Here is an 18,771-nt window from a genome sequence, read left to right as displayed (position 1 = left end):
CATCCGGCAAGCGCCTGACCAGTAAAAGAATGGCGAGCCGGAACGACTTGGCGCGGGCCGGACCGAGAAGCCGAACACGCGATCGCCGGATTTTGGGGTGAACTGGAAGGCGGGGCTGCAACAAGATGCGCCCCGCAGAGGTCAGAACGCCTCGACAGCCCAGCTTGCGCCCGAGCGCATCGAGGCCGGAATGCCCTGCCCTTCGGGGCTGAGGCTGCCGCAACTTAACCTATGTTTGCCAAAACTTGTCTTTCTGGGCAGCATATCGATTATATGCGTGTAGTAATTAGGCATAATATGGGATGTCTGAATTGCGCGTCCGGTCGGGCGGGCGGATCTGCCTTCCTGAAATGCCTGATTGTTCACGATGTCCCTTCTGTCCCCAAGTCCAGCCAGCTTCGCGCTTTCCGCCTCTGACCGCCCGAGATCCGGTGTCAGGTCGCAGCGAAGTTATCCGCATTTCGATTGGCTGCGCATCGTTCTGGCCTCTTTGGTGGCGCTGAGCCATCAGGGCATGCCGACGATCGGGCCGATCGACGCCAGCCTGCCGGTCATCGTCTTTCTGGCACTTTCGGGATGGCTGATCGGGGGCATCCTTTTCGAGACACCCGTCAGCGGCCTGCCGCGCTTTTTCTTCAATCGGGCAACGCGGATCTGGATCCCCTATCTGGTTGCGGTCGTCCTGCTTTACGGGGTTGCGGCATGGCGCGAAGGGGTGACAGGCTATTGGCTGAAATACCTGTTCTACGACCTGACATTTACCCATACGATTTTCACCGAATTCCCGCGGGCCCTTTCGGAAATGCCGCTGAAAGGGACCGGCAACCATTTCTGGAGCATCTCGGTCGAGGAGCTTTTCTATCTCGCCGCGCCGCTGGCCATCCTCTTTCTGCCTTTCGGCAAAAAGCTGTGGGGCTGGGCGGGGATCGTGCTGCTTTTGCTGGCATTGCATCCGAATTTCGCGGCGATCGCGCTTGGCGTGTTCGCGGCTCTCGCGGCGCGGCAGTTTCCCGGCTGGTATCTGCAGCCGCGGATGCAGATCGTGCTTTGGCTGGGATGCGCGACCGCTTTCGCGCTGTGCTGGCGCTATGACGGCGAGGCGCAACGGGCCCTTTTCGCGGTGCTTCTGGTGCAATGCCTTGCCCTTCCGGGCCAGCGCAACGGGATCGGGATGTTTCTGGGCGCGGTTTCCTATCCGTTTTATCTCAATCACTGGATGGGGGCGTTCGCGGTCAACTGGCTGGCCAAGGCACTGCCGCCCATGCCCGCAGGGATGTGGATTTTCGCCTCCTATCTGGTCGCTTTGATGGCGGGAATCGCGACCTGGGCGCTTGTCGATCGCGTGGTGATGCGCGCGCGCGATGGCTGGTATCAGCCCCGTGTGGGAATTCTGCTGACCGTAACCGCCTATGGCCTGCTCGTGACGGGCCTTGTCGGCGGCACGATCATCCGCAGCATGGGCGGATAGCGGGAGTTTTGTCGGCTCCGGCATCATCGACATCCGGCTGGCAACGCAAGCGACAAAGACGGATCGCGAGGGCCTCACGGTTTTGGCCTGACCGGTGATGTGCCAGATGGCGAGCAGCCGGAAATCTACCGGCAATCTATATAATTGATTTCAAATAATATTGTGGAGATCTTCAGATCCACCCGCAAGCCTGTGCGCACCACGGCGGCAATCGCCCCGCCGTAGCGGATGTTTTATGCGCATTCCTAAAATCTCGCCGATGCCCGCGCAAAATTATTGCAATTCCCTCACCTCTCTGCAAAACTTTTTGCACGGCTGGGGGAAGAGACATCCGGCCATCACAAGTCCAGCAGGAAACGTCATGAACAAATTTGTCAAACTCGTCGCTGCCGCGACCCTCGCTTTCGGGATCGGCTCTGCCGCTCAGGCCGCCGATCTGGTGGTTGCAACCGATACCGCTTTCGTGCCCTTCGAATTCAAAGAGGGCGACAAATATGTCGGATTCGACATCGACATGTGGGATGCGATCTCCAAGGATCTCGGCGCGGGCTACGAGCTGCGCCCGATGGATTTCGCGGGGATCATTCCGGCGCTGCAGACCGGTCAGGTCGATGTCGCACTCGCCGGCATCACCATCACCGACGAGCGCAAACAGGCGATCGATTTCTCTGACGGCTATTACGACAGCGGCTTTCTGGTGATGGTCGCTTCCGACAGCGATATTGCCGGTGCGGACGCGCTGGCGGGCAAGAAGCTCGCGGTCAAGACCGGCACGTCGGCGGCCGATTGGGCGGATGCGAACCTCAAGGATACCGAGATCCGCAAATTCCCCAATATCGACAACGCCTATCTCGAACTGCGCACCGGCAATGTCGATGCCGCCATGCACGACACCCCGAACGTGCTCTATTACATCAAAACCGCGGGTGACGGTCAGGTCAAAGCGGTGGGCGACCAGCTCATGGGCCATCAATACGGCATCGCCCTTCCCAAAGGCAGCGAGCTGACCACCAAGATCAACGAATCGCTCGCGAAGATGAAAGAAGACGGCCGCTACGACGCGATCTACGAAAAGTGGTTTGGCACCAAGCCGGCCAAGTAAGCGCCTCCCGCACCTCCAGAGGCGGGCGCGCCCGCCTCTGATCTTCCCCCCATCCGGAGGCATTTTTCCGTGAATATCGACTGGTCCGTCATCCCGACCTTCCTGCCTGCCTTGCTTGCCGGCGCGAAGGTCACGCTTTTCATCACATTCTTCGGCCTGATCGGCGGCACGATCCTTGGCGTCCTGACGGGCCTCATGCGCGCTTACGGCAATAAACTCGTCAATGGTCTGGCGCTGGTCTATGTCGAGCTGATCCGCGGCACGCCCATCGTCGTGCAGGTGATGTTTTTGTATTTCGCGCTGCCGATCATCTTCAAGATCATCGGGCAAAGCTATGGAATCGAAGCACTTTCCAAGTTCCGCATCAATCCGATGACTGCCGCCGTCCTGACCATCATCATCAATGCCGGCGCCTATATCGCCGAGGTGGTGCGCGGCGCGCTGCAATCGATCCCCAAAGGTCTGAGCGAAGCGGGCCTCGCCATGGGGCTGCCGCGCTGGAAGGTGCTGGCCTATATCGTGGGCCCCCTGGCCTTCCGCCGCATGATCCCGCCGCTCGGCAACCAATATATCGTCTCGCTCAAGGACACCTCGCTCTTCATCGTCATCGGTGTCGCCGAGCTGACGCGGACGGGGCAGGAAATCATGGCCTCGAACTTCCGCGCGGTCGAAATCTGGACGGCGGTCGGCCTCGTCTATCTGGTCATGACCGGCATTTTGTCGATGACCCTCCGTCTCATTGAAAAGCGCATGAGGATCCTGTGAGCATCATCGAATTCCGCAAGACCTCGAAAAACTTCGGGGCGGTCCAGGTTCTCAACGAGGTCGATCTGAACATCGACACCGGCGAGGTCGTCGTGCTGATCGGGCCTTCGGGCTCGGGCAAATCGACGCTTTTGCGCTGCATCAACGGGCTCGAGCAGATCACCGGCGGCGATCTGGTCGTGGACGGGATGTCGGTGAAATCCGGCAATGCCAATCTGCGCACCATCCGTCAGGAAGCCGGCATGGTCTTCCAGCAGTTCAACCTTTTCCCCCAGATGACCGCGCTTGAAAACGTGGCTTTCGGTCCGCGCAAGGTCCGCGGCCTGTCGAAATCCGAGGCCGAGGCGCAGGCGCTGGACCTTCTCGACAAGGTCGGCCTCAAGGAGCGCGCGCATCATTACCCGTCCGAACTGTCGGGCGGCCAGCAGCAGCGCGTCGCGATCGCGCGGGCTTTGGCGATCCGGCCCAAGGTCATGCTCTTCGACGAGCCGACCTCGGCGCTCGACCCCGAACTCAAGCAAGAGGTGCTCAATGTCATGCGCCAGCTTGCGACCGAGGGCATGACCATGGTTGTCGTCACCCACGAGATGGGTTTCGCCAAACAGGTCGGCACGCGGCTGATCTTCATGGAACACGGAATAATCTCGGTGGATGGCGATCCGCGCGAGATGATTGATAACCCGCCAAGCGAGCGGTTGAAGGACTTTCTGCAACATGTCTAAGCAAGCAAACGGCGCCGCCCACGAACTCGGCTGGCGCAAGATCGCGGGCTCGACCCCGCGCGAGACCGGACGCGCCCTCGGCGCGGCGGGGCGCGACGCGGTGCACAAGCACCTGCCCTCCTCGGAGTATTTCCAGCTGATCACCGGCGAGGCCCATGCCGAAGCCGTGGCCCGCATGGCCGAACAGACCCGCCTCCGTTTCCCGAAGATCTGGGAAGAGATCGAAGGTCTGGCCGAGGGGCTCGAACTCTCGCTCGAGCAAACCTTCGCCTGGAACTGCCGCGGCGATTTGCTGGCGCGCACGCCGGACGGCTGCACCACGATCCTGAGCGCCGGCCAATCCGATGGTCCGATGATCGCCCATAACGAAGACGGCCTGCCCTTCTTTCGCGGATCGAGCTTCATCGGCGAATTCGCCCCCGAAGGCGCACCCGCCTTCCGCGCCTTCTGCTATCCGGGCTCGATCCCGGGTCATACGATGGCTTTCAACGCGGCCGGTCTGGTGCAGGCGGTCAACAACATCCGCCTGACGGGGACCGAGCCCGATGTCCCGCGCATGGTGCTCGGCCGTGCGGTTCTGTCGGCGGCGGGCCTTGACGAAGCCGTTGCGATCCTGCGCGCCAACGCCAATTCCGGCGGCTTCCATTTCGGTCTGGCCTGCGCGGGCGATCCGCGGCTTTTGTCGGTCGAATTCGGGCGCGGCGAGGTCTCGGTCGTGGCGCTTTCGGGCGTGAACGCCCATGCCAACCATGCGCTGCACCACGAGATCGGGCTGAAGCACCAGATCATCACGCAATCCTCGGGCGATCGCCAGATCCGCGCCGATGCGCTGGTCGCCGAAGGACTCGATGCACTGTCGATCCTGCGCGATACCGGCGGCGCGGGCCTGCCGATCCGCCGCGATGCCGAGGATGATCCCGATGACGAAAACACCCTCGGGACCGGCATTTTCCACATCAAGGCCGATGGCGTCCATTGGAGCATCTATGACCAAAGCACCGGACCTGCCGCCTATTCCGGCGTCGACCAGCGGGGCTGAGGCGGGGCAGTCGGGACGAAAAGCGGGCAAAACCGGCACGGGCGGAGGCATTCCGCCCGAGGCCGGCGCGCCCCCTCTCCCCCCCGCGAATTTCGAGGAATTGCGCGCTCTGGCCGTGGCGATCGCGCGCGGCGAGGCACGGGTCAGTCTGGGCAGCAAGGCGCGGGCGGCTTTGGGCCATCTGCTCGAATTGTCGGGCCATCCCGCGCTTTTGTCGATCACCAGCCTCGCCGAACATCTCGGCGTCAATCCCTCGACGCTGACGCGGCTGTCGCATGCGCTCGGCTATCCGGGGTTCCCCGCCTTCCAGCGCGTGCTTTTGTCGTCATCGATGAATGCGCCGGGGATTTTCTATGCGCGGCAGGCCGAAGGCGCGCTGGTTGCGGGCAATAGCCTGCGCGGTGCGGTCACGCGGCTTTGTCGCGAAAATCAGGCCAATATCGACCGTTTCGTCGATCACTTCGACGAGGCGGGTTTTGCCGAGGCGGTCACGATGATCATGGCTGCGCCCCGCGTCGCGGTCCACGGCATCCGGCAATTTCACGCATTGGCAAGCTTTCTGGCCTACGGGCTGCGCATGATCCGCGCCGATGTCGTCATGCTGGACGGCAACAATCTCGGGATTGCCGAAGGGCTGGCCACTCTTGGTCCGCAGGATGTGCTGATCTCGGCCAGCTGCACCCCCTATTCGGCGACGGTGATCGAGGTCGCGAATGCCGCGCGGGAAGCGGGGATCGCCACGGTCGCGATCACCGATCTGGCCAGCTCGCCGCTGGTGCCGAGCTCGCGCGCGGCGGTGCTCGTCGGGCATCAGTCGAGCTTCATCTCGAACAGCATCGGGGCCTTCATGGTCGCGGCGGAATGCCTGATCAACGCCTGCGCCGCCCATCGCCCCGAAGAGACCCGCGCCGCTTTGCAGGCACGGGCCAGGATGATCCGGCGGCTGGGAATCGAGGTCTAGGCGGGGCGGGGTCGTCTCCGCCCGAGCGGGCGGTCCGCGCCGCTCTGCCCTGTTCCGGTCTGGTGGCGCGGCGGTTCAGCCCAGCCGCGCCACCAGATCCGCCACCCGCGCGGCATTGCTGTCGGCAAGCCGCCCGTCGGGGTGGTGGAGGTTGTTCTCGAAACCGATCCGCGCCTTGCCGCCAAGCGCCAGCGCCGCGATCAGGCAATCGGTTTCCGATTGGCCAAAAGCGCAAAGCCCCCAATCAACCTTGCGGTCCGCGAAATGCGCCGCACGCCGCGCGACGTCCGTAGGGTCCGAGACCTGACCGACCGAATAGCGCCCCAGCACATGCAGGATCTGCGGCACTTCGTCCGGAATCACGAGTTTGTCATGCAAGGCAATGAATTCGCGGCATTCTTCCTCGCTGTAAAGAATGTGCTGAACCCCGATGCCTTCCACTTTGCAGAAGGCGAAAAGATCGGCGGTCGCGGCTTCGTCGCCGTCCGACAGGATCTCGCGCATCCCGATCGAGACCTGTTTGGGCCGCAGGTCGCGCACCAGATCGCGCTGGACCTGTGCGGAATACTGCCCGACCGCCTCGGTGGTGATCTGGACGAAAAAGCCTGGAAAGGCGCGGTCGGTCTCGGCCAGAAGCTCGCGGTAAAGGCCCGCGTCAAGGCTGTGTTTTCCCTCGGCGTCGCGGATATGGGCGTGAAGACCGTCCGCGCCGGCGGCAATCGCGGCGCGGGTTTCCTCGATGACTTCGGCCACCGTCACCGGCAGGCGGGGATGGTCGGCCTTGGTTTTGCGCGCCCCGTTCGGCGCGAGCATGATGCGGGGAAGCGCCATCAGCCCACCACCGCGCGGATCGCGCCCGAGATGCGCTCGACGATCAGATCGACCTCCTCCGCGGTGATGATATAGGGCGGCGCGAGCAGGATGTGGTCGCCCCTGATGCCGTCGATCGTCCCGCCCATCGGATAGGACATGAGGCCGCGCGCCATTGCCTCTTTCTTGATTTTGGCGTGGGTCTTGAGCTTGGGGTCAAGGGGTTCTTTGCTGGCGCGGTCGGCGACCAGCTCGATGCCGCGAAACAGCCCGCGACCGCGGATGTCGCCGACATTGGGGTGATCGCCAAGCGCGGCCGTCAGCCCGTCCTGCAGGCGTTGACCCATCGCGTTCACATTCTCCATCAGGCCGGGGCGGGTCATGATCTCGACCACTTTATCGGCCGCAGCCGCCGCAACCGGATGGCCGAGATAGGTATGGCCATGCTGGAACAACCCCGAGCCGTTGCGGAAGGCGTCGTAGATTTTCGTCGACAGAAGCAGCGCGCCCACCGGCTGGTAGCCACCGCCCAGACCCTTGGCGATTGTCACGATATCCGGGACAATCCCCTCTTGCTCGAACGCGAAGATCGAGCCGGTCCGGCCCATGCCGCACATCACCTCGTCAAGGATCAGCAGCACGCCGTATTTGTCGCAAACCGCTCGGATCTGCTTGAAGTAACCGGCCACGGCAGGCACCGCGCCAAGCGTTGCGCCCACCACCGGCTCGGCCACGAAAGCGATGACCTCGTCGGCACCCAAGGCAAGGATCTGGTCCTCCAGCTCGCGGGCGAGACGGGCGGCATAGGCCTCGGGGCCTTCCTGCGCGCCCATGTCGCGATAGGCGTAGCAGGGCGAGACGTGGTGCGTCTCTGGCAGGATCGGCTGGAATTGCGCGCGCCGCCAGGCATTGCCGCCCGTCGCAAGCGCGCCGATCGTATTGCCGTGATAGCTTTGCCGGCGCGCGATGATATGGCGGCGCTGCGGCTGGCCGATCTCGACGAAATATTGCCGCGCCATTTTCAGCGCCGCCTCGACCGCCTCTGAGCCGCCGGACACGAGATAGACGTAATCGAGCCCCTCGGGCGTCAGCCCGACCAGACGTTCGGCGAGGGATTCCGCCGCATCGGTGGTGAAAAACGATGTATGCGCATAGGCGATCTTGTCCATCTGCGCGCGCATCGCATCCAGCACCTCGGCATTGCCGTGGCCAAGGCTGGTGACCGCCGCCCCGCCCGAGCCGTCGAGATAACGCCGCCCCTCGGAGTCGGTGATCCAGACACCCTGCCCCGCGACGGCGCGCGGGAGATCGGGTCCGATGCTGCGATGGAGGATTTTCGTCATGATGCTGGTCCCGATGGCGCGAATCACGCGCAATTGCTGAAACGTTTCTTCGACTGTGCACCGCGCCGGAAGAATTGCAACATCCGTTTCATTATGACAGATTGGATTCATTCAGATCGCTCCATGTCGCGCCGCCATTCCTATTATGCTTGGAATCCGCGCAAGGATGCGGAAACATGATCCGGCCTGCCCCGAAAGATGAAACAGATGTCGCAAAACGGTCCCCTTCACCAACAGCTGATCGACCGTTTCGACGAAATGTCGCCGCAGCTTCAGCAGGCTGCGCGCTATCTGATTGAAAATCCGCAGGAAATTGCTCTCCGCTCGATGCGAGAGCTGGCGCGTAATGCCGGCGTCCAGCCTGCGACCATGACCCGGCTCGCAAAATTTATCGAGCTGTCGGGCTATGAGGATCTGCGTCGCGAACAGGCGCGGCTGATCCGTCAGGGCGGCGAGGGCTTTGTCCATCGCGCGCTCGAAAGCGACCGCAATCTGGTCGCGGGCAGTCCGGAGGGGCTCGCGCAGGAGGTGCTTGGGGGCCTTGCCGCGCAGATCGAGCAGCTGCGCCAGCCCCAGACCATCGCGCGCCTGACCGGTGCCGCCGATTGTCTGGCGGGCGCGCGGCGCATCTATGTGCAGGGCGCCCGCTCGTGTCATTCGGTCGCGTGGCAGTTCCATTACGTCCTCTCGCTCATGGGCGAAAAGACGGTGCTTCTGGAGGCACCGGGGGGCACGGGGGCCGATGCCTTGATGCGCGCCGAGGCGGGCGATGTCCTTTTGGTGATCGCGGTCAGCCCCTATTCGCGCCAGAGCCTCGATGTCGCCAATCTCGCGCGCGAGCGCGGGCTAAAGCTGGTGGCGATCACCGATAGCGCGGTCTCGCCGCTGCTGTCTTTGGCCGATCATGCCGTGCTCTGCCCGACCGCCAGCCCGACCTTTTTCCACAGTCTGACCCCCGCGATGGCGGTTTGCGAGGTGCTTTGCGGGCTTTTGGCCAAGGCCGACCGCGGCGCGGCGCTCGAAGCTTTGGCGAAAACCGACGCCCAGCTCCGCGCGCTCGAGGCCTATGCGGCGGCGATCCCCAAGCGCAAGATCGGCTAGGGCGATTGCGGCAGCCTCGGCCCGCCGGCGGCGCTTGAAACCGCGCGGCTTTTGCGCCGATATGGCGGGATGAACCACATCGCCCCTCTCCGGATATGGCCCCTTCTCGGCTGGTTTGTCGCCGCGGCCCTGTGCCTTGGCGCGGTGGCTTTGGCCAATTACCGCAACGGGCTCGCGACGCTGGTGACCGGCCTGTCGGAGGCCGAGACGGTGCTGGCCGAAAAGCTTGCCCAGCATGACGCCCATCTGACCGCGCTGGCGGCCTTGGCGCGGATGCCGGTCGAAAGCGGCCCTTCGGCGGGGGTCGCACCTTCGGCCAGCGTGCAGGTTCTGGCCGAGGCGATCGAGACCTTCTACCCCCGCATCACCGAAATCGCGACGATCGACGCCGGCACGGCGCGCGAGATCCGCTATGGCGGGGCCTCCGGTCCGCAGGCGGGCCCCTCGGATGTGGCGGCCTTGCCCGAGCTGGAAAAGGCGGGCAGCAGCGCGCTGCGCATTCAGGCGGGTCTGGCGGAATACGAAATCGTCAAACTCGCGGCACCGGGGCTGTTTTTGCGCATGCGGATCAATGCCCGCGCTTTGCTTGATCCGGTGCTCATGGCGCGGGGCGACGGGTTCCGCCTGTCTTTCGGCCCCGATCTTCTGGTCGGCAACGATCCCGCCCCCGCCCTGCTGACCGCGAGCCGCGCGGTTGCGGTCAATAGCGCGAGCCAGCCTCTCCGGCTCGAAATGACCCATGGTTTCACCCTTGGCGATCTGCTGCCTTTCGTAGTGGTTGTGCCGCTTTTGCTGGGCCTTGGCGCGATTGCCTTGCTGATCGGGGCCTATCGCCGCGCCGTCCTCGCCCGTCGTCAGGGCGAGATCCGCGCCGCGCTTTTGGAACAGGAGACGCGGCTCGCACATGCGGGACGGGTCAATGCGCTGGGAGAGATGGCCTCGGGGATCGCGCACGAGCTGGCACAGCCGGTCGCGGCGCTCCTGAGCCAAAGTCAGGCGGCGCGGCGCGCGATGGAGCAGGACCGCCGCGATATCCTGACCCTCGCCCTTGATGCCAATGTCGGCGAGGCCAAGCGCGCGGGCGATATTCTGGCGCGGATGCGGGCGAGCATCGCGGGCGAGGCCCCGATTCTGGCCGATGTCGCGGTGCGTGACGCTTTGGCCGATGCCTTGGCGCTGATCCGGCCGCAGCTTGCGCAACAGGGCATTGCCTTCGTGCTCGACGATACGGCCGAGGGGGCCTCGATCCGCATCGATTCCATCGCCTTCCAGCAGGTCCTGCACAATCTTTTGCGCAATGGCGCGGATGCTTTGATGGCCGATCCGCCCGAGGGCGGGCCGCGCCTTTCGCTTTCGGCGCGGCTCGAGGGACGCTGGGTCGAGATCACGGTCAAGGACAACGGCGCAGGCATTCCCGCCGCCGTACTGCCGCGCATTTTCGAGCCTTTCTTCACCACCAAGACCGAAGGCATGGGCCTTGGCCTGCCGCTTTCCGCCCGCCTGATCGAGCAGATGGAGGGCACGATTTCCGCCACCAGCGATCACGGCGCGCAATTCACCATCCGCCTGCCGCTGCGGGCCACTTCAGGGGAGGGGCGATGATTTATCTCGTCGATGACGACGAAGCCGTGCGCAATGCGCTGGCGCTTTTGCTCGCGACCTACGGCAAGGAGGTCGCGACCTTTCCCGATGCCGCGCATTTTCTCGCCCATGTCCGGCGCGACAAACCGGGGATCGTGATCCTCGATCTGCGCATGCCGACGGTCAGCGGGCTGCAGCTGATGGAACAGCTTGGCGCGCGCGGCACCGACTGGCCGCGCATCATGATCACCGGCCACGGCGATGTCGCGGCCTGCCGGCGTGCCTTTCGTGCGGGCGTCACCGATTTCCTGACCAAACCCGTGGACGAACATGTCCTGATGGATGCCGTCACCCTTGCCGAGGCGCAGCTTGCCGAGCATTTCGCCCGCGACGAGGCCCGCGCCCAGCTTGCGCTTTTGACCGCGCGCGAGGCCGAGGTGATCGCGCTGATCGCCAAGGGCCTCGGTACCAAGGAGATCGCCAATGCGCTGGAGGTCTCGGTGCGAACGGTCGACAGCCACCGCGCCAGCATCGCGACCAAACTCGGCACGGCCTCGATTGCCGAACAGACGCGGCTCTGGATGCAGATCAAGGGCTGAAGGCCGCGCCGCATTTCGTCCGTCTTTCGCTCCGAAAACGGCCCTCGGTAATCCTACCGAGGGCTTTCGGTTTTCCTGCGAATAGTGCGGCGGGCGCGGCGGGGTTAGCTTTTGGTCATCACGACACACCATTCAGGAGCTTCCGATGAAAACGACCACTCTCGCACTGGGCCTTGCACTTCTCGCGGCTCCGGCTTTCGCGCAGGACAAAGTTGCGCAAGAGAGCCTCGGCACCGCATTCGCGGTCGAGCTGGCCCAGTCGACCGTCGCGGCTTGCGCAGCCGACGGCTATCAGGTCACCGCAGCCGTGACCGACCGTGCGGGCAACCTGCTGGCACTGGTGCGTGCCGAGAATGCCGGCCCCCATACCGTCGATGCGGCGACCGCGAAGGCCTATACCTCGGCTTCCTCGCGCAACCCGACCAGCGGCATCGCGAAGGCCGTGCAGGAGAACGCCGGTGCGGCGGGCATGGTCGACATTCCGGGCTTCCTCGTGCTGGCAGGCGGTCTGCCGGTGAAATCGGGCGACGTGACCCTTGGCGCGATCGGCGTCGGCGGTGCACCGGGCGGCCATCTCGACGAAGCCTGCGCGCAAAAGGCGCTGGACGGTCTGGCTGCACGGCTGCAGTAAGCCCTCCGCAAGGACAGGACCCGCGGCGCGAAAGTGCTGCGGGCTTTTTCGTTTCTGGGCCCCGAACGCCCCGCGTTGCGACCCCGTTTTACGATCCCGTGTTACGATCCCGACCTGCCGCGGGCGCGCTGCGCCAGAAGGCCGATCATTTCGGCGGCGAGATCGGCAATCGCTCCGGCATTTTCCCAGGCATAAAGCGAGAGCGTCATCGACGGCTCGGGCGCGAAGGCCGGACTGGGGCGCAGACCGGCAAGGCCGACCGCATGCAGGGGCAAAAGGGACAGGCCGAGACCCGCGGCAACAGCAACCTCGACGCTTTTGAGGCTGCTGCCCGAAAAGGCCACATACCAGCGCCGGTTCTCGCGCTCGATGGCGGCAAACATCGCCTCGCGGTAAAGACCGCCCGGCGGAAAGGCGACCAGAGGCACCGGATCCGCATGGACGGGCGGGGCTTCGGCGCTTTCGAACCAACCGAGCGGTTCGGGAAAAGAGGCGCGGCTATCGGCCTCGGCCGCGCGTTCCTTGACGACGACGATATCGAATTCGCCGCTGCGGTAGCGCTGCATGAGATCGCGGCTGAGGCCTGCGGTCACATCCAGACGGAACTGGCGATGCGTGGCGGAAAAAGCCTTGAAGACCCGCGCCATCTCGGCGCCCGCGATGTCTTCGGGCACGCCGATGCGGATCGCGGCGCTGCCGACCGGATCGCGCAACAGCGTCTCGGCCTCGGTTTGCAGCGCGAGGATGCGGCGGGCATGACCCAAAAGCCGCTCGCCTGCGGTGGTGGGCCGGATCGGACGGGCGCTGCGGTCGATCAGGCTACGGCCCACCGCCTCTTCGAGCCGCCCGAGCTGCTGGCTGATCGTCGATTGCGTCATGTTCAGAAGCTCTGCCGCGCGGGTAAAGCCGCCCGCATCGCAGATCGTCACGAAAGCGCGCAGCAGACGGGGATCAAGCATGAGGGCGTTCCTTTCGACGGGGCGTCCTGCGGCAAACTTATGCACAAAATGGATGGTAGCCATGAAAACATTTAATTTCACCATGATTTCGCCTTGGGGTAAGAAAGCCCACCCATTCGCCTTTGACGGCATTGCGCCCCGCGCGCCCCGACAGCGCCCCGTTCCTTCAGGAATTTTGACCATGACCCGAAGCACACGACAGATCTCCTCCGCGACCGCAGCCGCGCTTGCGGCCCGTGCCGCCGCCAGACCCGCGCGCTCCGGTCTGGCGATGCGGCTGGCGCCCGCGCTTTTGCCCGCTTTCCTGTTCGCTCCGGCCTTCGCGCTGTCTTTTGCCCTCGCCCCCCATGCCCAAGGACAGACCATGACCGTCTCCGCCACGTCCGCCGAGGCTGCCGCCGCGCTGCACAAAGCCGCCTCCTCCGGCGATCTGGCGACGCTTTCGCGGCTTTTGCAGGGCGGCGTACCGGTCGACAGCCGCGATTCCGGCGGCGCGACCGCCCTTTTGGCCGCGACCCATGCCAACCGGATCGAGGCGGCCCGCATGCTGATCGCCGCCGGTGCCGATGTGAACGCCAAGGACAACATCAGCGACAGCGCCTATCTTTATGCCGGTGCGCGCGGCCATATCGAGATCTTGCGCATGACTTTGGAAAATGGCGCGGATCTCGAAAGCCTCAACCGCTTTGGCGGGACCGCCCTGATCCCCGCCGCCGAGCGCGGCCATGTCGAAACGGTCAAGACCCTGATCGAGGCCGGAGTCGCGGTCGATCACGTCAACCGCCTCGGCTGGACCGCCTTGATCGAGGCGGTCATTCTGGGCGACGGCGGCAGGCCCCATCAGGAGATCGCGAGCGCGCTGATCGCGGGCGGTGCCGATGTCGATCTGGCCGATGCCGACGGGGTGACGCCTTTGGCCCATGCCAAGGCGCGCGGCTTTTCCGGACTGGTCGCGATCCTGACCAATGCGGGGGCAAAATGACGCGGGATCAATCGCTTGATGACGGTTTCCTCGAACTTGCGATCTCGCTCGCCGGCGACAATACGGCAGGCGGCGGTCGTCCGTTCGGCGCTTTGGTCGTGCGCGACGGCTGGGTCATCGCGACCGGCGTCAACGAGATCCACGCGCGGCAGGATCCGACCGCCCATGCCGAGATGGTCGCGATCCGCGAGGCTGCCAAGCTGCTCGGCCCCGATCTGAGCCGCTGCACCATCTATGCCAGCGGCCATCCCTGCCCGATGTGTCTGGCCGCCATGCATCTGAGCGGCATCGAAGCGGTGCGCTATGCCTATTCCAACGAGGCTGCCGCGCCCTTCGGTCTCTCGACGGCGGCGGTTTACGCCGATCTCGCGCGCCCCTTTCACGAGCAGCGCCTCTCGATCGCGCAGCTTGCGCCCGCCGATGCCGCCGATCCCGCGATCTACCGCGCCTGGCGTGACGGAACGGTGCATCATGCGGCTGCGGCAGCCCGCTCGCCGGAGCGCGTCGCGGCACCCGCCCCCGTTCCGGCAGAGGGCTGAGCGGAGATGGCCGGTTCCGGCGGGGCGAAAAACGCGCCCATGAGCGCCGCCCCGACCTTTGCCGCGCCCACGACGCCCGCGCATTGCACGCAGCAGAGCGCGCCGCGATTGATGCCAATGCCCTCCGCGCCTGTGCAAAGGGACGTGCCGCGCGGCACAGCCCAAGCGCGCAGGCTGGTGCTTTTGGCGACAATCGCGGTCATCGGGCTGAACCTGCGCCCCTTCATGACGGCGGTCGGGCCGCTTTCGGGGCAGATCCACGCGGCGACCGGCCTTGATCTGGCGCGGATGTCCTTGCTGACGCTGGTGCCGATGCTGCTGATGGGGGTGGTCGCTTTCGCCGGTCCCGCCCTTCAGGGCCGCTTTGGCGCGAAACCTCTGGTCATCGCGGCGCTGGCGGCGCTTCTGGCTGGATCGGGCGCGCGACTTTTTGTTGAAAGCGGCAACCAGCTGATCGCGACGGCGGCGGTTCTGGGGCTGGGGGCCGCGATCATTCAGGCGGTTTTTCCCGGCATGATCAAAGGCCTCTTTCCGCATCAGACCGGCATGGTCATGGGGCTTTACTCGGGCATGCTGATGGGCGGAGGCGCGCTTGGCGCCCAGCTCGCCCCCCGCATCGCGGCCCGAAGCGGCGATTGGCATATCGGGCTGGGCTGGGTCGTGGTCCTGCCGGTGATCGGGCTGGCGCTGGCCTGCGCCTTTCTGCCGCGCCCCGCCCGCAAGGCCCAAAGTCCGCGCGGCAAAGCCGGTGCGGGGCTGATCCGCCAGCCGCGCCTGTGGCTTCTGATGGGCTGTTTCGGGCTGGTGAACGGCGGCTATTCCTCGGTCGTGGCGTGGCTCTCGCCCTCTTATCAGGCGCTTGGCTGGGATAGCGCCCCGAGCGGCAGCCTGCTTGCTGTCCTTGCGCTGTTTCAGGCGGCGAGCGCGCTTTTCCTGCCGATCCTTGCAAGGCGCGGGCACGACCGCAGGCCGTGGCTGGCGCTGACTTTGGCGGCGCAATTCGCGGGCTTTTCCGGTCTGGCCTTCTGGCCCGAAGCGGCCCCCTTACTATGGGCCGCGCTTTTGGGCGCAGGGCTTGGCGGCTGTTTCTCGATGTCGCTGATCGTGGCGCTCGAACATCTGCCCGACCCAGCCGAAGCCGGCGCGCTTTCGGCGATGATGCAGGGCGGAGGCTTTCTGCTCGCCTCGCTGCCGCCCTTCCTCCTTGCGCGGCTCCATGACTGGAGCGGCGGCTTCGCGACGGGCTGGCTTTTGCATCTCGCGGCCGTTCTGGTGGTGGCGGTATTGGTCACGCGGCTCTCGCCCGCAAGCTACGGCCCCGCGCTGCAAAGCCCGACCCGTGGCTAGAGCCTAGCGCCCCATCGCGAAGAATTCGTCATTGGGCCGCAGCGCCATCACATTGGCCATGCGGTTCGACATGCCGAAAAACGCGGCAATCGCGGCAATATCCCAGACGTCTTCGGTCGAAAATCCATGCGACTGCAGCGCCGCGACATCCTCGGGGCCGGTGGTGGCCGCCCCCGCCGAGACCTTCATCGCGAAGTCGAGCATCGCGCGTTGACGCGCGGTAATATCGGCCTTGCGGTAATTGCCCGCGATCTGGTCGGCGATCAGCGGGTTCTTCGCACGCACCCTCAAGATCGCGCCATGGGCAATCACGCAATACTGGCATTGGTTGGCGGCGCTGGTCGCGACCACGATCATCTCGCGCTCGGCCTTGTCGAGATTGCCGGGCTTGTCCATCAGCGCGTCGTGATAGGCGAAAAAGGCGCGGAACTCCTCGGGGCGGCGGGCGAAGGCCAGAAAGACATTGGGCACGAAACCCGCCTTTTCCTGAACCGCCATGATCCGCGCGGCGATATCGTCGGGGAGCGCGGAAAGATCGGCGGGATCGGCGGCGGGAAAAGCGCTGATCGCGCGGACGGGCGTGTTGGTCATGAGGCTTTTCCTGTGCTCTGGCGGCCGGGGCCGAAACGGCGCGGCGGGCGAAGGCATGCCGTGAACCGCATTCTGCCTGCGAGAACCAGAATGGCGGGCAGCCGCTGCCTGTCAAGGCCGATGCGGGGAGACGACTTTGCCTCTTGCGACACGCAAGAGCAGGCGGAAACCGCCGCGCGGGGCGCAATTGCGCGGGCGCATTGCGACAAAATGTCTACACTTATTCGCGCGTCGGCCGATGCGGCCTCCGGCCGTCTTCCGATTGCCGCAGACACCTGACGCCGCCCCTTTCCCACTGAAAGATAAGCCGTTTCCGGCACGAAACCCGCCTGAAAGCCGCGCGGATTCCGAAGAAGTTTCCTTCGATCCGGCAAGAGCCTGTCGCGACTTCTCATACTTTTTGAGCATCTTCGGCTTGCACCCTGCCGGAGCTGCGGCTTTACTCCGCCCCGCAAGGTCCGCGTCGTGGCCTCGCGCCGCAAAGACGCCCCGCAAGGCGCGCCCGACCCGCCTTTTTCCATCCTCGCCGGTGTTTGTCCGGCGTGGCCGGTCGGCAATTCCTCCGGTAAATCCGCATCCTGTATACAAGAAATATTTTTATTGATCGGGAGCAATTGCCGACACATAGTCGACACATAGACGAATCGGAATCAACGATCACAACGACAGGGATGACCATGAAACTGAGCCATTTTGCCGCAGGCCTGCTGACGGCCACCATCGCCTCGAGCGCGGCCTATGCCGACAAGCTCGACGACATCATCGCCTCGGGCACGCTGCGTTGCGCGGTCGTGCTGGATTTCCCGCCGATGGGATCGCGCGATGAAAACAACAATCCGATCGGCTTCGACGTCGATTACTGCAACGACCTCGCCGCCTCGCTCGGCGTGACGGCCGAGATCGTCGAAACCCCCTTCCCCGAGCGCATCCCCGCGCTGATGTCGGGCCGCGTCGATGTCGGCGTCGCCTCGACCTCGGACACGCTCGAGCGCGCCAAGACCATCGGCGTGACCATCCCCTATTACGCTTTCGAGAACTCGGTCGTCGTCAACGACAAGACCGACATCACCAGCTGGGAAGGCATGAAGGGCAAGACCGTCGGCGCGACCGCGGGCACTTATGAAGCCATCTGGCTGGAAGGCCAGATCAAGGAATGGGGCGAAGGCACCTTCCGTCCCTACCAGACCCAGGCGGATGTCTTCCTTGCGCTGAGCCAGGGCCAGCTGGACGCGACCGTCGGCACCACCGAAGTCGCCAATGCCAACGTCAAATCCGGCAAATTCGCCGGCATCAAGATCGTCGACAAGGCACCGATGGTTCCCGACTACGTCTCGCTCTTCACGATGCGTCAGGAATACGGCCTGATCAACTACATGAACCTGTTCATCAACCAGCAGGTCCGTACCGGCCGTTATGCCGAACTCTACGCCAAATGGGTCGGCGAGGGCGAGCCCGCCAACCTGACCGTTCAGGGCGTTTACCGCTGATCTAATGTTTCATCGCGGCGCGGGGCCAAAGCCCTGCGCCGTTTTCCCGAACAACAACAATCAGCGGGAAGAGAATGTTTAGTTACACGTTCCAGTGGAATCAGGCGCTCCAGCGTTTGCCACAGATGCTGGACGGCGCATTGGTGACGATGCAGATCGCGATTTTGTCGATGGTCCTCGGGATCGTCCTTGCGGTTGCCCTCACCATCTTCCGCCGCTCCGGCTCGCGCATTTTGCGCGCCATCGCCACAGGCTGGGTCGAGCTTGCCCGCAACACGCCGGCGCTGTTCCAGATCTATATGGCCCATTTCGGCATCGCGAGTTTCGGCGTCCACCTGAGCCCCTTCGTCTCGCTGCTGATCGGCATCACCTTCAACAATGCGGGCTATCTGGCGGAGAACTTCCGCGGCGCGCTGAAGGCCATTCCCGATACCCAGACCCGCGCCGGCCGCTCGCTCGGCATGAGCGAGGGACAGAGCTTCCGCTATATCGTCGCGCCCCAGATGCTGCGCATCGCCTTCCTGCCGATGACCAACCAAATGGTCTGGGCCGTGCTGATGACCTCGCTCGGCGTGACGGTGGGCATGAACACCGACCTTTACGGGGTGACGCAGGATCTCAATGCCCTGACCTTCCGCACCTTCGAGCTTTTCGCGATTGCCGCCGTGATCTTCTATGTGATCACGAAAGTCATCACCCTTGGCGCGCGCCTGATTGCGGCGCGGCTGTTCCGGTACTGAGGGA

19 protein-coding genes are annotated in these 18,771 nt (G+C 64.5%); 15 read left to right on the top strand and 4 right to left on the bottom strand.

Annotated features, from left to right (window positions below; all coding sequences use genetic code 11):
- The first annotated feature begins 367 nt into the window (after window positions 1–367).
- From ACFFUC_RS16365 to ACFFUC_RS16340, 6 genes are all read left to right on the top strand, one after another.
- Window positions 368–1,468, top strand: coding sequence for an acyltransferase family protein (locus tag ACFFUC_RS16365; RefSeq protein ID WP_377687929.1), 1,101 nt, complete (start codon window positions 368–370; stop codon window positions 1,466–1,468).
- A gap of 361 nt (window positions 1,469–1,829) precedes the next feature.
- The gene (gene glnH / locus ACFFUC_RS16360; RefSeq protein WP_377687928.1) at window positions 1,830–2,570 is read left to right on the top strand and encodes a glutamine ABC transporter substrate-binding protein GlnH; all 741 of its coding nucleotides are present in this window, start codon (window positions 1,830–1,832) and stop codon (window positions 2,568–2,570) included.
- A gap of 69 nt (window positions 2,571–2,639) precedes the next feature.
- On the top strand, window positions 2,640–3,335 hold the full coding sequence (glnP, locus tag ACFFUC_RS16355) for a glutamine ABC transporter permease GlnP (RefSeq protein ID WP_377687927.1): 696 nt from the start codon (window positions 2,640–2,642) through the stop codon (window positions 3,333–3,335).
- Window positions 3,332–4,057, top strand: coding sequence for a glutamine ABC transporter ATP-binding protein GlnQ (glnQ, locus tag ACFFUC_RS16350; RefSeq protein ID WP_446686708.1), 726 nt, complete (start codon window positions 3,332–3,334; stop codon window positions 4,055–4,057). Before glnP ends, glnQ begins: the two co-directional genes overlap by 4 nt.
- Window positions 4,050–5,096 carry a C45 family autoproteolytic acyltransferase/hydrolase gene (locus ACFFUC_RS16345; protein ID WP_377687926.1) on the top strand — a complete coding sequence of 349 codons (1,047 nt, stop codon included), beginning with the start codon at window positions 4,050–4,052 and terminating at the stop codon, window positions 5,094–5,096. The genes glnQ and ACFFUC_RS16345 overlap by 8 nt, the downstream gene beginning before the upstream one ends.
- Entirely contained in the window at window positions 5,044–6,057 is a 1,014-nt protein-coding gene (locus tag ACFFUC_RS16340) for a MurR/RpiR family transcriptional regulator (RefSeq protein WP_377687925.1), read from the top strand. Before ACFFUC_RS16345 ends, ACFFUC_RS16340 begins: the two co-directional genes overlap by 53 nt.
- Window positions 6,058–6,132: 75 nt before the next feature.
- On the opposite strand, the gene ACFFUC_RS16335 is transcribed toward ACFFUC_RS16340, so the two are convergent.
- Together ACFFUC_RS16335 and ACFFUC_RS16330 are read right to left on the bottom strand one after the other, a co-directional pair.
- Window positions 6,133–6,888, bottom strand: a complete 756-nt coding sequence (locus ACFFUC_RS16335; RefSeq protein ID WP_377687924.1) for a beta-keto acid cleavage family enzyme — start codon at window positions 6,886–6,888, stop codon at window positions 6,133–6,135.
- Window positions 6,888–8,210: an aspartate aminotransferase family protein gene (locus ACFFUC_RS16330; RefSeq protein ID WP_377687923.1), complete on the bottom strand. Its 1,323-nt coding sequence runs from the start codon at window positions 8,208–8,210 to the stop codon at window positions 6,888–6,890. The genes ACFFUC_RS16335 and ACFFUC_RS16330 overlap by 1 nt, the downstream gene beginning before the upstream one ends.
- A 207-nt stretch (window positions 8,211–8,417) precedes the next feature.
- Between ACFFUC_RS16330 and ACFFUC_RS16325 the strand changes: the two genes are divergently transcribed.
- From ACFFUC_RS16325 to ACFFUC_RS16310, 4 genes are all read left to right on the top strand, one after another.
- The gene (locus tag ACFFUC_RS16325; protein WP_377687922.1) at window positions 8,418–9,311 is read left to right on the top strand and encodes a MurR/RpiR family transcriptional regulator; all 894 of its coding nucleotides are present in this window, start codon (window positions 8,418–8,420) and stop codon (window positions 9,309–9,311) included.
- A gap of 69 nt (window positions 9,312–9,380) precedes the next feature.
- A complete protein-coding gene (locus ACFFUC_RS16320; RefSeq protein WP_377687921.1) occupies window positions 9,381–10,913 on the top strand; it encodes a sensor histidine kinase in 1,533 nt (510 codons plus the stop codon).
- Window positions 10,910–11,491 (top strand): response regulator transcription factor, encoded by a 582-nt coding sequence (locus ACFFUC_RS16315; protein WP_377687920.1) that lies wholly within the window; start codon window positions 10,910–10,912, stop codon window positions 11,489–11,491. The genes ACFFUC_RS16320 and ACFFUC_RS16315 overlap by 4 nt, the downstream gene beginning before the upstream one ends.
- Window positions 11,492–11,636: 145 nt before the next feature.
- Window positions 11,637–12,122, top strand: coding sequence for a GlcG/HbpS family heme-binding protein (locus ACFFUC_RS16310; protein WP_377687919.1), 486 nt, complete (start codon window positions 11,637–11,639; stop codon window positions 12,120–12,122).
- 101 nt (window positions 12,123–12,223) lie between these two features.
- On the opposite strand, the gene ACFFUC_RS16305 is transcribed toward ACFFUC_RS16310, so the two are convergent.
- The gene (locus ACFFUC_RS16305; RefSeq protein ID WP_377687918.1) at window positions 12,224–13,081 is read right to left on the bottom strand and encodes a LysR family transcriptional regulator; all 858 of its coding nucleotides are present in this window, start codon (window positions 13,079–13,081) and stop codon (window positions 12,224–12,226) included.
- Between the two features lie 181 nt (window positions 13,082–13,262).
- On the opposite strand from ACFFUC_RS16305, the gene ACFFUC_RS16300 reads away from it, so the two are divergent.
- Genes ACFFUC_RS16300 through ACFFUC_RS16290 form a run of 3 tightly spaced genes read left to right on the top strand, consistent with a single transcriptional unit; the run spans window position 13,263 to window position 15,949 of the window.
- Window positions 13,263–14,063 (top strand): ankyrin repeat domain-containing protein, encoded by an 801-nt coding sequence (locus ACFFUC_RS16300; RefSeq protein WP_377687917.1) that lies wholly within the window; start codon window positions 13,263–13,265, stop codon window positions 14,061–14,063.
- Window positions 14,060–14,602, top strand: a complete 543-nt coding sequence (locus tag ACFFUC_RS16295) for a nucleoside deaminase (RefSeq protein WP_377687916.1) — start codon at window positions 14,060–14,062, stop codon at window positions 14,600–14,602. The genes ACFFUC_RS16300 and ACFFUC_RS16295 overlap by 4 nt, the downstream gene beginning before the upstream one ends.
- Window positions 14,603–14,641: 39 nt before the next feature.
- The gene (locus tag ACFFUC_RS16290) at window positions 14,642–15,949 is read left to right on the top strand and encodes a cyanate transporter (RefSeq protein WP_377687915.1); all 1,308 of its coding nucleotides are present in this window, start codon (window positions 14,642–14,644) and stop codon (window positions 15,947–15,949) included.
- Window positions 15,950–15,952: 3 nt separating this feature from the next.
- Here ACFFUC_RS16290 and ACFFUC_RS16285 read toward each other — a convergent pair whose 3' ends face one another.
- On the bottom strand, window positions 15,953–16,540 hold the full coding sequence (locus ACFFUC_RS16285) for a peroxidase-related enzyme (protein WP_377687914.1): 588 nt from the start codon (window positions 16,538–16,540) through the stop codon (window positions 15,953–15,955).
- 677 nt (window positions 16,541–17,217) lie between these two features.
- On the opposite strand from ACFFUC_RS16285, the gene ACFFUC_RS16280 reads away from it, so the two are divergent.
- Window positions 17,218–18,027: an ABC transporter substrate-binding protein gene (locus ACFFUC_RS16280; protein WP_377687913.1), complete on the top strand. Its 810-nt coding sequence runs from the start codon at window positions 17,218–17,220 to the stop codon at window positions 18,025–18,027.
- 74 nt (window positions 18,028–18,101) lie between these two features.
- The gene (locus tag ACFFUC_RS16275; protein ID WP_377687912.1) at window positions 18,102–18,767 is read left to right on the top strand and encodes an amino acid ABC transporter permease; all 666 of its coding nucleotides are present in this window, start codon (window positions 18,102–18,104) and stop codon (window positions 18,765–18,767) included.
- Window positions 18,768–18,771 lie beyond the last annotated feature (4 nt).

The organism is Paracoccus cavernae (assembly GCF_042430175.1).
Taxonomy (GTDB): Bacteria; Pseudomonadota; Alphaproteobacteria; order Rhodobacterales; family Rhodobacteraceae; genus Paracoccus; species Paracoccus cavernae.
This window is presented reverse-complemented; position numbering and strand designations above follow the sequence as displayed.